The 12,794-nt window shown below is 69.9% G+C and carries 10 protein-coding genes; 3 read left to right on the forward strand and 7 right to left on the reverse strand.

Annotated features, from left to right (window positions below):
* Window positions 1-71: 71 nt before the first annotated feature.
* The gene (locus ACFY0T_RS12995; RefSeq protein ID WP_388868346.1) at window positions 72-440 is read left to right on the forward strand and encodes a GntR family transcriptional regulator; all 369 of its coding nucleotides are present in this window, start codon (window positions 72-74) and stop codon (window positions 438-440) included.
* Window positions 441-513: 73 nt separating this feature from the next.
* Here ACFY0T_RS12995 and ACFY0T_RS13000 read toward each other — a convergent pair whose 3' ends face one another.
* Both ACFY0T_RS13000 and ACFY0T_RS13005 read right to left on the reverse strand, forming a co-directional pair.
* Window positions 514-1,284, reverse strand: coding sequence for a DUF72 domain-containing protein (locus tag ACFY0T_RS13000; protein ID WP_388868348.1), 771 nt, complete (start codon window positions 1,282-1,284; stop codon window positions 514-516).
* A 35-nt stretch (window positions 1,285-1,319) separates the two neighbouring features.
* Window positions 1,320-2,414, reverse strand: coding sequence for a DUF5925 domain-containing protein (locus tag ACFY0T_RS13005; RefSeq protein WP_388868351.1), 1,095 nt, complete (start codon window positions 2,412-2,414; stop codon window positions 1,320-1,322).
* Window positions 2,415-2,581: 167 nt separating this feature from the next.
* On the opposite strand from ACFY0T_RS13005, the gene ACFY0T_RS13010 reads away from it, so the two are divergent.
* Window positions 2,582-3,997: a xylan 1,4-beta-xylosidase gene (locus ACFY0T_RS13010; protein ID WP_388869373.1), complete on the forward strand. Its 1,416-nt coding sequence runs from the start codon at window positions 2,582-2,584 to the stop codon at window positions 3,995-3,997.
* Between the two features lie 31 nt (window positions 3,998-4,028).
* On the opposite strand, the gene ACFY0T_RS13015 is transcribed toward ACFY0T_RS13010, so the two are convergent.
* The 5 genes from ACFY0T_RS13015 to ACFY0T_RS13035 form a co-directional block, all read right to left on the reverse strand.
* Window positions 4,029-7,865: a polysaccharide biosynthesis C-terminal domain-containing protein gene (locus tag ACFY0T_RS13015; RefSeq protein WP_388868353.1), complete on the reverse strand. Its 3,837-nt coding sequence runs from the start codon at window positions 7,863-7,865 to the stop codon at window positions 4,029-4,031.
* Window positions 7,858-8,655, reverse strand: coding sequence for a polysaccharide deacetylase family protein (locus ACFY0T_RS13020; protein ID WP_388868356.1), 798 nt, complete (start codon window positions 8,653-8,655; stop codon window positions 7,858-7,860). The genes ACFY0T_RS13015 and ACFY0T_RS13020 overlap by 8 nt, the downstream gene beginning before the upstream one ends.
* Window positions 8,656-8,854: 199 nt before the next feature.
* Window positions 8,855-9,871: a glycosyltransferase family 2 protein gene (locus ACFY0T_RS13025; RefSeq protein ID WP_388868359.1), complete on the reverse strand. Its 1,017-nt coding sequence runs from the start codon at window positions 9,869-9,871 to the stop codon at window positions 8,855-8,857.
* Window positions 9,868-10,686: a glycosyltransferase family 2 protein gene (locus tag ACFY0T_RS13030; protein ID WP_388868362.1), complete on the reverse strand. Its 819-nt coding sequence runs from the start codon at window positions 10,684-10,686 to the stop codon at window positions 9,868-9,870. The genes ACFY0T_RS13025 and ACFY0T_RS13030 overlap by 4 nt, the downstream gene beginning before the upstream one ends.
* A 419-nt stretch (window positions 10,687-11,105) precedes the next feature.
* Complete coding sequence (locus ACFY0T_RS13035; protein ID WP_388868364.1) at window positions 11,106-11,543, reverse strand: hypothetical protein; 438 nt, start codon at window positions 11,541-11,543, stop codon at window positions 11,106-11,108.
* A 438-nt stretch (window positions 11,544-11,981) separates the two neighbouring features.
* On the opposite strand from ACFY0T_RS13035, the gene ACFY0T_RS13040 reads away from it, so the two are divergent.
* Window positions 11,982-12,791 (forward strand): SGNH/GDSL hydrolase family protein, encoded by an 810-nt coding sequence (locus tag ACFY0T_RS13040; RefSeq protein WP_388868367.1) that lies wholly within the window; start codon window positions 11,982-11,984, stop codon window positions 12,789-12,791.
* The last annotated feature ends 3 nt before the right edge of the window (window positions 12,792-12,794 follow it).

A 12,794-nucleotide genomic window follows, 5' to 3' on the forward strand; every position in this document is an offset into this window, starting at 1 on the left:
GGAGTTGCACGCTACGCGTGGGTCGTGTGCGGATGCCTCTCATTTTCCGGTGGGTACGGGACAATCGCTGCGTGACCCTGAAGATCCACCTCGATGAGGGGACCGCACCGTACGAACAGGTGCGCGCCCAGATTTCCGAGCAGGCCCGGTCCGGCGCACTGCCGGTGGGCTACAAGCTGCCCACGGTGCGCGGGCTGGCCGAGTCGCTCGGCCTCGCGGCCAACACCGTCGCCAAGGCGTACCGGGCCCTGGAGGCGGACGGGGTGATCGAGACGCGGGGCCGCAACGGAACGTTCGTGGCCGCCGCGGGCGACGCCGCGTCACGCGAGGCCGCGACCGCCGCGCAGGCCTACGCCGAGCGGGCGCGCCGCCTCGGCCTCACCGAGTCGGCCGCGCTCGACGCCGTACGGGATGCCCTGAGGGCGGCTTACGGGGAGTAGCCGTTTCCCGCGGTCCCGGGAGGGGCAGCGGCGGGTTCGCCACCGCCAGGCTGCGCCGTTGCGGCGGGACTTCCTATCCCGCCGGTAGGCGCTCTGGAGTACGCGTGACGGTCAGGCCCGTCGCCCTCGCCGCACGGGCGAAGGTCACCGCGTCCCGGACCGCCGCCGCGTGGACGTCGTTGTTGAAGTACGCGTACACGTCGGCGTCGTCGGGCCAGGTGTCCGTGATGCGCCGGAGCCAGGTCGTCAGGGACTGGTGGCCATAGCGCGGCCACTGTCGGGCGCTGCCCTCGTGGAAGCGGAGGTAGCCCCAGTCGGCGGTCCGCCACAGTGGGGTCACCGGGCGGGACAGCACGTCGGCCCAGCACAGGGCGGCGCCCCGGGACTCCAGCACCTTGCGCACCTCCGGCGTCCACCAGGAGTCATGGCGCGGCTCGACCGCGATCCGCGTGCCGGACGGGAAGCGGGCCAGACAGTCGTCGAGAAGACCCGGGTCGGCGTGCAGGGTGGGCGGGAGCTGCAGCAGGACCGGGCCGAGGCGGTCGCCCAGGCCGGCGGCGTGGGTCATCAGACGGTGCACCGGCTCCTCGGGGTCGCGCAGCCGCTTGATGTGGGTCAGATAGCGGCTCGCCTTGAGGGCGATGACGAAGTCCGGGGGAGTGCGCTCCCGCCAGCTCTCGAAGTTCTCCCGCGAGGGCAGCCGGTAGAAGGCGTTGTTGATCTCGACCGTCGCGAACCGTGCCGCGTACTCCTCCAGCCAGAGCCGCAGGGGCAGCCCTTCCGCGTAGAGGACGCCGCGCCAGTCCTTGTACTGCCACCCCGACGTCCCGACGAACAGGGTCATACACCCATCAAAGCACCGTGCGCGGTACCAGGCCGCTACAGATACAGCCCCGCGTCCGCCCCCTCCCGCGGATCCGGTACGGACGTCGGAGTCGTCCCCCGGCGCAGCGCGTACAGCTCCGCCAAGGTCGCGCCGTCGCGCGAGACGCCCTCCTCCGTGCCGAGCCAGTTGACCGCCTCGGGGCGGGTCAGCGGGCCGACCTCGATGCGGGCGAGGCACCGGCCGGGGCGGACGACGGCGGGGTGCAGGCGCTCCAGGTCCTCGTTCGTGGTGACGCCCACCAGCACATTGCGGCCCTGGCCCAGCAGCCCGTCGGTGAGGTTGAGCAGCCGCGAGAGCGCCTGACCCGCCGTGTGCTTGGCCTCGCCGCGGATCAGTTCGTCGCAGTCCTCGAGCAGGAGCAGCCGCCAGCGGCCCTTGCCCGTACCGTCCTCCTCGCCGATCGCGATGTCCATCAGATAGCCGACGTCCGAGAAGAGCCGCTCGGGATCCAGGACGCAGTCGACCTGGCACCAGTCGCGCCAGGACCGGGCCAGCGTGCGCAGCGCGGACGTCTTGCCGGTGCCCGGCGGGCCGTGCAGCAGCAACAGCCGGCCCGCGATGTCCTCCGGCGTCGTCTTCATCAGGTGGTCCATGGCGTCCGCCACCGGCGCCGTGTAGTTGGGGCGGACCTCCTCCCACGTCCCCGCCGAGATCTGGCGTGTCGTACGGTGCGGGCCCCGGCGCGGCGACACGTACCAGAACCCCATCGTCACGTTCTCCGGCTGCGGCTCCGGTTCGTCCGCCGCGCCGTCGGTCGCCTGGTTCAGTACCTTCTCGGCCAGCTCAGTGCTGGTCGCGGTCACCGTGACGTCGGCGCCGCGGTTCCAGCGGGAGATCAGGAGGGTCCAGCCGTCGCCCTCGGCGAGGGTCGCGCTGCGGTCGTCGTCTCGGGCCGAGCGCAGCACCCGCGCGCCAGGCGGGAGGAGCGTCGCCCCGGACCGTACGCGGTCGATGTTCGCCGCGTGCGAGTGCGGCTGCTCGCCCGTCGCGAAGCGGCCGAGGAACAGCGCGTCGACGACGTCCGACGGCGAGTCGCTGTCGTCGACGTTGAGCCGGATCGGCAGAGCGTCGTGTGGGTTCGCAGACATGTCGCCATGATCCGTCACGTGGGCGCCCCGTGCACCCGGTTTCCGCAGTGCGCCGTGTGTGTCGGCTGTCGCCCGGTGCTTCCGGTGTATCCCCTCCGTCCTGTTACAAGGCTGTGCATTTACGAGATCTGTCCCATGGCCGATGCCCGCCGTTACTGTTGCCCATGATGGGACGTCATGGGTGGAATTCGGGGGCACGGCGGTGGCGGCTCACCGCGTTGCTCGGCGTGGGTGTGGCCGCTCTGGCCCTGGTGGTGACCTTGCTCAACACCCTGCCGGGGGACGGCGGGAGCGCCGCCGGCACGACCCGCGACGGGGACAAGGTGCACGGCACGCCGGTCACCCCGCCCGACACGCCGCGGCCGGAGGTGGGCTGGGGCTTCACCCACACCCAGTTCAGCGCCGACGAGGGCGACGACGCCGCCACCGAGCGCGTCGAGGGGCTGCTGGAGAAGCAGTCGTTGCCGCAGAACCAGCACATCATGGGCTGGGGCGCCGGCAACCCCGAACCGTCCAAGGGGCGTTACGACTTCGCGGAGATGGACAGCCGTATCGACTTCATCCGCAAGTCCGGCGGCACCCCGATCGTCACCCTGTGCTGCTCCCCGGACTGGATGAAGGGCGGCGATTCCGGCGACACCGACTGGAGCCAGGCCGCCCTGGAGACCGCCCCGGACCGCGCCCACTACAAGGACTTCGCCGCGCTCGCCGCGACCGTCGCCAAACGCTATCCGGACGTACGGCACTTCGTCGTCTGGAACGAGTTCAAGGGCTTCTGGAACGACAGCAAGGCCCGCTGGGACTACGAGGGCTACACCGAGCTCTACAACCTGGTCTACAAGGCGCTGAAAAAGGTCAACAAGGACATCATGGTGGGCGGCCCCTACCTGGTCATGGACAGCTTCGACCCGCGTCAGAAGGACAACGCGTCCACCACAGTGAAGGGCACCTGGGGCGTCATGGACCAGCGAGTCCTCGACGCCTTCGACTACTGGAACAAGAACAAGGTGGGCGCCGACTTCGTCGTCGTGGACGGCTCCAGCTACACCAACGACGACGACATGCTGCCAGGCGAGTTCGCGGCCACGGACAAGCTCACGGCCGTCGGCGAGTGGGTGCGCCGGCAGACGCACGACCTGCCGCTGTGGTGGGCCGAGTACTACGTCGAACCGGCCGACGGCAACGACGACCGCAAGGGCTGGTCCGAGATCCACCGCGCCGCCGTCCAGGCCGCCGGAATGATCGCCATGGTCAAGGGCGGCGCCTCCTCCGGCTTCTACTGGAACCCGGAGGAGGAGAAGGGCTCCGACTGCGCGGGCTGCCTCTGGACACCGACCGACACCGCCGCCGGGGGGAAGGCGCTCCCCATGTACGACCTCGTCTCCCGCTTCGGCAAGGAGTTCCCGCCCGGGACGAAGTACGAGACGGTGTCGATCGCCGCCGACGACGTGCCCAACGTCCGCGTCCTCGCCACCGACAAGGTCGCCCTCGTGGTGAACACCCTGGACCGCTCCATCAGCGCCAAGGTGGACGGCAAGCGGTTCGAGATGCGGGCCTACGAGGTGAAGTGGCTCACCCGGTAAGCCCGCCGGTGAGCCACCTCCCACGTACGTACTACTTCATGGTCAGGAACCGCTGCACCATCGAAGCCAGCAAGACCGCCAGCAGCGGCAGCGCGAACCAGAAGCTGCTCTGCAGCCACCGCAGTTGCCGCACGCTCGGCCGTACCGCAACCCGTACGACCTCCCGTGTCGTCAGCAGCACGATGAGCGCGATCGCGGCCAGACCGCCGACGACCGACCACGGCGTCCAGGTCACCTGGGGCCCGATCGGCCCCGGATCTGCCTTCGGGACCTTGCCCTCGGGCTGCTTGCGCAGCGCGTACATCGTCACGTCGTCGTTGACGAGGACCTTCTTCAGCTCCTGCCGGTCGTCGAGGTTGCTGATCAGCCTCGACTCCCAGGTCGCCGAATAGCCCACGTCCATCTCGAGGTAGACCACCTGACTGCGGTTGATCATCAGATACGAGTTCGGGCCCGCGTCCTTGAGCGCCTTGACCAGCCCGGACACCAGGACAGGGTCGGCGGGCGCCAGCGTGGGCACGTACTGCACCTTCTCCATGTCCCGCGCGCCCCACGGCATCGCGGGCGTCACGTTGTCGATCGTGTCGTTGCTCATCCACAGCAGCCGTACGGTCGGGTCGTCGTGCTCGTAGACGTAGTTCATGGCCGCGACCTCGCCCGGCCTGATCCGCTCGAAGGGCTCGTTGCCCCAGCGGGCCACCAGGAAGCCGCCCATGAGGAGCAGGCCCGCCATGAGGGCGGCGAGCGGGGCGAGGCTCACCCGGTCCTTCTCGCGCTCCTTCGCGGTGACGCCGGTGCGCGGGAAGAGGGCGAGCCCGGCGAGCAGGGCCGCGCCCGGGACGGCGAACATGAAGACCCGCAGGGCCATTTCGCCGCCGTACGACTGCATGCCGAAGCCCAGGAACGGTACGAAGGTCAGGACGAGCAGCGAGCGCTCGCGGTACTTGTGGTCGCGCCGCCGCCACCAGCCCCAGCAGGCGAAGGCCATCACACCGCCGGCGAGCAGCACACGCGTGTAGAGCACGAGCTTGTGCGTGGAACTGCCGCCCTGGATACGGCCGGAGACGGACGACGACACATTGCCGCCGACGCCGCCGACCCCGCCGAACAGGTCGTCGAAGTGCCCCGACCAGTACGGCTCGGCCATGAAGGCGAGCCAGACGGCGACCAGGACGGCGAACAGGATGGGCAGACCGCGCAGCTCGGAGCGGCCGATGAGGACGAGGACCGCGAGGACGCCCAGCATCACGAACGGCGTGAGCTGGTGTGCCGGGACGGTCGCCGCGAACAGCCCTATAAGGATCATCAGGAGGACGGCCCGCTGACGGCGGTTCGTCGGCTCGACCTCCGCCTCGCCCGGGCGCACCTTCGCCCACAGCACGCGCGGTGCCCGGAACCACACCAGCAGGATCGCCACGAAGACGAGGTAGAGCAGATACGTGAAGCCCTGCGGTGAGAAGTAGTCCTGGCCGACCCAGCCGCTGAGCGTGAAGATCCAGATGCCGGTCCACTTGGCGCGCCAGCTCGCCCGCATCGAGCGTACGAGCAGGAACATCGGGGCCAGGTAGAGGAGTTGGATGGCCAGCGGCCACCAGCGGATGACCTCGGTGAGATCGGTGACCCCGCAGGCCTTCGCGATGAACGCGGCCGCGGCGAAGAAGCCGGGCCAGCTCCAGCGGGCGTCCAGGTCGGGTACCGCCGAGCCCGTCCGGTCGATGTAGTCGAGGAATCCGAGGTGCTGCCAGGCCGTCGCGAACCGGGGTTCGGTCTCGATCACCGCGGGCAGCGCGTGCAGCGAGACCACGGTGGCGAGGAGGGTGACGAGCAGGAGTCCCCTGTGCTCGCGGGCCGTCCAGAGCAGCGAGGCGAAGACGGTGATCAGCAGGGCCGCGCCGACCAGGGTCGGCAGCGGGAGGACCGAGATCAGGCCCAGGCCGCCCATGCGGGCGAGGGTGCCGTCGTTGAGGCCCAGTGCGGGGACCCAGTAGAGGAGAAGGGCGGAAATCAGTAGGCAGCCCAGGACCACGCCGGATCTGGTCGGGTGGGTCAGGCGTTCGCGCAGGGAGGAGGGGGTGTTGTCCGTTGGCTGCGGGTGCTCTGTGGCTGGTCGCGCCCGCGCGGCGGAGCCGCTTGATGTCACGCCCCGCGCCCCTATCGGGGCGCTTTCCGCCTCGCCCGTTTCAAAGGGGGCGTCTATCTCCGGGGCCTCGGACGGGCCCAGGCTGGCCTCCGAACCCGGCTCCCGTGCCTCTACGGGCAGTCCCACCTGTGGCCGGAGCGCCCACGTCGGGCGGTGGTCCGGCCGTACCGTCGGCGAACCGGTGGGCGGGGTGCCGGGGCCCGGTCGTACGTCCGGTCGGCGTTCCTGGTGGTCGAAGTCGACGTGGATGCCGAGCGCGAGGGTGTCGGCGTCCAGCTTCTTCGCCCAGGAGGGACCGGTCTTCGGCGCGGGGACCTCGCGCGCCCCCAGGTCGGCGAGGTCCCCGTCCGGCGCCGCGTCCGCGGGCACGTCGGCGGGCGGCGCGGTGCGCACGATCTTGTACAGCTTGGGCGCGGCGAGCGCCACGATCACGGCGAGGCTGGAGATCTCCGCGACGCCCGCGCCCGTCAGGCCCATGCGGGGGAGCAGGATCACCGTGAGACCCAGCACCAGCACGCACAACAGGCCCTGCAGATAGGCGAGTCCGGAGGTGCGGCTCTGGGCGCGCAGCACCGCGAAGTACGTCTCCATGACGACCCGCAGCAGCGCGCCGACGGCGAACCAGCGCAGCAGCGGGGTCGCCGCGTGCGCGTACCCCTCGCCGAAGACGTGCAGGATGAACGGCGCGCCGAGGAACAGCAGCCCGCACACGGGCAGCATGAGCCGCGCCATCCGCTTGAGCGCGGCCCGGGTGTTGGCGGCCAGGCGCGCCGGGTCGTGCGAGCCCTCGACGGTCAGCGAGGCGCCCATGTTGATGGCGAGCAGGTTGACCGTGCCGCCGATCGTGGTGGTGATGTAGAAGTACGCGTTGTCGGCGGAGCTGACCTGCGCGGCGACGATCACCGGGACCAGGTAGACCACGGCGAGCGAGAAGAGGGAGCCGGTGTAGTCGCCGGCCAGGAAGCGCCCGATCTCCTTGAAGGTGGGCGGTTTCGCATGCTCCTCGGTCGCCTTGATGTGCCGGGGCACCAGGCGTCGGAAGACCAGCAGCCCGAGCGGCACCACCGACAGGGCGATCGCCGCCACCCAGGAGACGAAGACGCCCGTGGTGGGGATCGCGGCGGCGAGGCCGACGAGCAGCACCAGCTTCACCGCGGAGAACACGGTGTTGCCCACCGGCACCCACAGCGCGCTGCGCAGCCCGGTCAGCACACCGTCCTGGAGCGTCAGCAGCGACCAGGCGATCACCGCGAGGATGAAGCCGAGGCCGTTGAGCGGTCCGTGCAGGAAGCGGTACGAGGGCCCCCACAGGTCCAGGGTGAGCAGGAAGAGCCCGGCCGCCAGCGCCACGATTACGGAACTGCCCGCGTACGTACGGAAGATGAGGCGCCCGGTGGCACGCCCCGCGACCGGGATGAAGCGGGCCAGGGCGCCCGTCAGCGTCACCGCGGTGAGACCCGCGAGGAGCTTCATCGCGGCGATCGCGGCGGAGCCCTGGCCGACCGCCGACTCGGAGTAGTAGCGGGCGGCGACCAGCCAGTAGCCGAGCCCGAGCACCGCGGAGATCCCGGTGTTGAGCATCAGGGCGTAGGCGTTGCGGAACAGCTGGTTGCCCCCTCCGGCCCCCTTGCGGCCCCTGCCGGGCAGGCGAAGGCGGCGGCCCGACTGCTGCTCGGGTGCCTCGGTCGTGGGCGTGGAAGCCTGGGCTGTGGTCGTCGTGTCAGACACGGGAACGGATGGCCTTCCGGCGGACCTGTCGTGCTCTTCGGACCATGGCGTACCCCTTGGTCAGGGCGCGGTCCCGGGCGAAGTTGCGGGCGATCGCGCGGCCTTCGACCAGCCGCTCGAACTCCTCGATACCGGTCGTACGGCGCACGGTGACCCGTTGCAGGGCGTACGGGCCCTGGCGGCGGCGCGCGAGACCGTTGCCGACGGCGAGTGACTGGGCGAACCCCGCCTCGCGCACCGTACGGCGCACCCGGCGGCTGGAGTAGCCGTACGGGTACGCGAACGAGGCGGGGCGGGAGCCCAGTTCGTCGGCGATGATCTCCTTGCAGCGCAGCAGCTCGAACCAGAGCGCGTCGTCCGGGAGCTGGTCCAGCTGTGGGTGGGTGTGGCTGTGCCCGCCGATCTCGACCTGCTCCTCGGCGAGTTTGCGCACCTGGTCCCAGTCCAGCATGGTGTCGAGGCCGCCCCCGGTGTCGTACGCGCCCTTGATCCACCCCGTCGAGACGAACAGCGTGGAGGCGAAACCGTGCTTGGCGAGCACGGGCAGGGCGTGCCGGTGCACGCCCTCGTAGCCGTCGTCGAAGGTGATGAGAACCGGCCGCGTCGGCAGCGGGCCGCCCGAGCGCCAACTCGCCGCCAGCTGTGCTGTGTCGACCGGAGTGAACCCGCGTTCGCCGAGCAGCTCCATCTGCTCGGCGAACGCCTCGGGCGCGACGGACAGTTCGCGGGTCGCGTCGTTCGGCGCGGTCGCGATCGAGTGGTACATGAGGATGGGGACGGGAGCGTTCATACGGCCCCGCCCCCCACCGCGCCGCGTGTGAGCGTGGCTTCGGCGCGCGCGGAACGCGCGGCGCTCGTAGGGGGCATCGCGGCGGCCGCGCCGCGCGGGCCCGCGCACGCGGAGCTCCCACACCGCGCGGCGCGCGCATACGCTGTGCAGCCGCGGGTCGGCGCCCCCCACCGCGCCGCGACGGGCATGGACCTCGCCCTCATGCTGCCGCCCCCTCGTCGCCCGGGACGACGGCCTCGATCTCCACGACGGAGAATGTGGCGCCACCCCTGCGTGCCCGGACGCTCCCGAGTACGTACCCGCCCGCCGCCGTCAGAACCCCGGCGACGATGGCGCCCGCGCGGCCCGCGCCGCCGGGGCGGGCCAGCGCCGCGTCCCGCAGTCCGCGCAGCACCCCGGCCGGCAGGACACGGGTCGTGTAGCGGCGCTCCGACTCAAGCCCCCTGTCGGAGCCGACACTTCGGGCCACGAGCGCCTTGGACAGGCCCTCGGCGTACGCGCGCGTGCGGAAGTACCCGAAGTGCTCGCGCGCCTCGGGCACCCGGTGATGGATGACCGCACGGTCGTCGATCAGCAGGATCGCGTCCGGCCGGGCGCGGGTGAGGCGGATGCACAGCTCCGTCTCCTCGCAGCCCAGCGGGCGCTTGTCGCCGTCGCGGCCGATGCCGGTGGCGAAGCCGCCCGCCGCGTCGAACGCCGTACGGCGGAAGGAAGCGTTTCCCCCGAGGACGTTGCGGACCTGTACGCGGCCCGGCGGCAGCCCTTTGTAGGTGCAGCCCACCACCCAGTCGAACTCCTCGGGGAACCAGGCCGGCCGGCGGCCCGACGCCCAGATCGGCATCGTACGGCCGCCGACGGCCATCACCCGCGGATCCGCGTACCCCTCGGCGAAGTGCCGCAGCCAGTCCCGCTCGGCCACGGCGTCGTCGTCGAGGAAGGCGATGATCTCGCCACGCGAGGCCGCGATCCCGGTGTTGCGACCCGCGGACAGCCCGCGGGGGCCCGCGTTGGCGAGCACCCGCACCGCGTCGGTCTCCTTGTACTCCCTGGTCAGCCGCTCCAGGAGCGTGGCGTTGTGGTCCACGACCAGGAGCGTCTCCAGGGCGGGCAGGGACTGCGCCCGCACCGAGGAGACCGCCGCGAGGATGTCCTCCCAGCGGTCCTCGGTGTAGACGCAGACGACCACCGAGATGCGCGCGATGTCCGGCTCGCTCAAGACACCTCTCCCTGACCCGAGTCGAGCTGAGCCGCGTGCGGCCTGCGGCGCAGCGCGCGCCGGTTGGAGCGCTCCTTGAGGATCACCTTGAGCACCCGGAACCCGTCCCGCACGGCGCGCAGGTTGCTGGTGCCGTGGATGCGGAGGTACTCGTGGCTGGGGATCTCCTGCACCTTGAGTCCCGCCTTGACCACCCGGATGTTCATCAGGGTCTCGACCTCGAAGCCGGTGCAGTCGAGGTCGATCTTGTCGAGGCAGTGCCGCCAGAACGCGTTGTATCCATAGCAGAGGTCGGTGTAGCGGGCGCCGAACTTGGCGTTGACGGCCGCGCAGAGCACCCGGTTGCCGAGCTTGCGGATCGGCGTCATGTCGGACGTGCCGCCGCCGTTGGCGAACCGCGAGCCCTTGGCGAAGTCCGCCCCGGACACCAGCGCGGAGACGTACGACACGATTTCGTGGCCGTCGGCCGAGCCGTCCGCGTCGACCATCACGATGATGTCGCCGGTGCACGCCTCGAAGCCGGTGATCAGGGCATCACCCTTGCCCTTTCCGCGCTGCTCGACGACCTTGACGTCCGGCCACAGCTCGCGGGCCACTTCGACGGTGTTGTCGGTGGAATTGCCGTCCACAAGAACCACTTCGTGAATCCAGCCGGGAAGTGTCTTGAAGACGTACGGGAGATTCTCGGCCTCATTCATGGCGGGAATCACGACACTCACCGGCGGCGCAATGGCCAGGTGAGAGGAGATCGGCCGGTACTTGCTGGCCATTAACGGATCTTGGCCCGAAACGGCTGGGCGCAGGACTGAGCTCATGAGTCTGGTCCCTCTCGTCCGGCGGACCGCCCGCCCCTGGGCGGTCCGGCTATGTATCCGGTTCGAAAGGGGGGTTCTCACTTACGGCATGACGAAATGGATCTCCGTGCCTGCCGGGTGAGCTGGCAAAGCTGGCCGGCTTTCGGGAAAACGGAAGCCGGTCGCGCGGCACGACTCGGCACAGCTGTGGTCACCGAGTACGGCACCCCCCTACCGCGCCCCGCGCCGGGCCGTCTGCGCGATCTTGAGCCCTCCCCTAGATCGCATGAGCGTGATGGTCCGATGCGGGTGAGATGTATGACGGTATTGACGATTGCGTCCGTATGGCAAGACCTGGAACGAGGCCTCACGTTTTTGTTGGTTTGGCCGTTACCCAACACCTCGAACGGATTTTCCCCATCCGTTTGAGGAATACGGGATCACCCCCGGAGAGTATTTCGCGAACGCCGGTCCGTACGGCCGCGCCACCGGCGTACCAGTACCAGCACGAGAATGAGGGAGCTGATCGCGGTCACCGACGCGATTCCGCCGCGGACGGACCACCGGTGGACGGCCAGCATGCCCTGGGTCACCAGCATGTTGACGGCGATCGCGCCCGCGATCGAGGCCAGGATGCGGCCGAAGGGTTCCAGCCCGCGCAGCGCGGCCGCGATGGCGACCGACGGCGCCGCGAGCAGGAAGAACAACGTGAACGGGCCACGCAGTGGTGAGTCCACGTCGGCCAGCGCAAGGACCGCACCAACTCCTCCGACCACGGTCGCGGCACCCGCGAGCAGCGGCAGGAGGTCCTTCCCCGGCCCCTGTCGCGACCGCTCCGCGCTGTCTGACGAAGGTGTCTTGATACGTATGGTCTGCATGGGCGACTTTGCCCCCTGAAGCGCCGGATGCCGGGCTTCAATGTCGCGCAGCGGGCGGGGGGTCGTCAAGATGCGGAAGACGCTCATGGCAGTTCTTGGACGCCTTTAAACATACGTTCCCCTGAGGTGCCGGCCGCCTCCTGGGAACTGCCTTACGGATCAAGCGAGTTGGGCTCCGAGATCCACTCGGTCGGCGCGTTGCGAGACGATCTTCACGAGCTTGTTCGGTGACCCGGTGCCCGCGCTGGTGACCACGTCGGAGTGGCTCAAGGGAGTTGACGCTCCGCCAGGGGCCTGTCATGGGCACGCAAGGAAATATGCCGTGAACGCGGGGTGAGGGTCCCGGTAGGGGCCGAAAAGTCTTGGCATGGACACTTCCTGTCAACACGCGTAGCTGCTACGAAAGTTGTGGCAGAGATCCTGCTAAAGGGAGGTTCCATGAGACGTTCCCGAATTACGGCATACGTGACCTCACTCCTCCTCGCCGTCGGCCTCGCCCTTACTGGGGCGGCGACGGCGCAGGCGTCCCAAACCGCCGCGGCCACCGGCTATGTGGCCCTCGGCGACTCCTACTCGTCCGGTGTCGGCGCGGGCAGCTACATCAGCTCCAGCGGCGACTGCAAGCGCAGCACGAAGGCGTACCCCTACCTCTGGGCCGCCGCCCATTCACCCTCGTCGTTCGCCTTCACCGCCTGCTCGGGCGCTCGTACGGGTGATGTGACGGCGAACCAGCTCGGCCCGCTCAACTCCTCCACCGGCCTCGTCTCGATCAGCATCGGCGGCAACGACGCGGGCTTCTCCGACGTCATGACGACGTGCGTGCTCCAGTCCGACAGCTCCTGCCTCGCCCGGATCGCCACGGCGAAGGCGTACGTCGACTCGACACTCCCCGGCCGACTCGACACCGTCTTCTCGGCGATCAGCGCGAAAGCCCCGGCCGCCCACGTGGTCGTCCTTGGCTACCCCCACTTCTACAAGCTGAGCGGCTCCTGTGTGGCAGGCCTCTCGGAGACCAAGCGGGCCGCGATCAACGACGCGGCCGACTACCTGGACAGCGCGATCGCCAAGCGCGCCGCCGACCACGGCTTCACCTTCGGCGATGTCAGAGGCACCTTCACCGGCCATGAGATCTGCTCGGGCGACGCCTGGCTGCACAGCCTCAACTGGCTGAACATCGGCGAGTCGTACCACCCGACCGCGCCCGGCCAGTCCGGCGGGTATCTGCCGGTCTTCAGCGGCGTGGCCTGATCA

Source organism: Streptomyces sp. NPDC001530 (genome assembly GCF_042894545.1).
GTDB lineage: Bacteria > Actinomycetota > Actinomycetes > Streptomycetales > Streptomycetaceae > Streptomyces.

What these genes read in the sequence shown, in the direction of transcription:
- ACFY0T_RS13000 (WP_388868348.1), bottom strand. Translation starts at nt 1,284, where the DNA reads ATGACCCTGTTCGTCGGGACGTCGGGGTGGCAGTACAAGGACTGGCGC.
- ACFY0T_RS13010 (WP_388869373.1), top strand. Translation starts at nt 2,582, where the DNA reads ATGGGACGTCATGGGTGGAATTCGGGGGCACGGCGGTGGCGGCTCACC.
- ACFY0T_RS13005 (WP_388868351.1), bottom strand. Translation starts at nt 2,414, where the DNA reads ATGTCTGCGAACCCACACGACGCTCTGCCGATCCGGCTCAACGTCGAC.
- ACFY0T_RS13040 (WP_388868367.1), top strand. Translation starts at nt 11,982, where the DNA reads ATGAGACGTTCCCGAATTACGGCATACGTGACCTCACTCCTCCTCGCC.
- ACFY0T_RS13030 (WP_388868362.1), bottom strand. Translation starts at nt 10,686, where the DNA reads ATGAGCTCAGTCCTGCGCCCAGCCGTTTCGGGCCAAGATCCGTTAATG.
- ACFY0T_RS13035 (WP_388868364.1), bottom strand. Translation starts at nt 11,543, where the DNA reads ATGCAGACCATACGTATCAAGACACCTTCGTCAGACAGCGCGGAGCGG.
- ACFY0T_RS13020 (WP_388868356.1), bottom strand. Translation starts at nt 8,655, where the DNA reads ATGAACGCTCCCGTCCCCATCCTCATGTACCACTCGATCGCGACCGCG.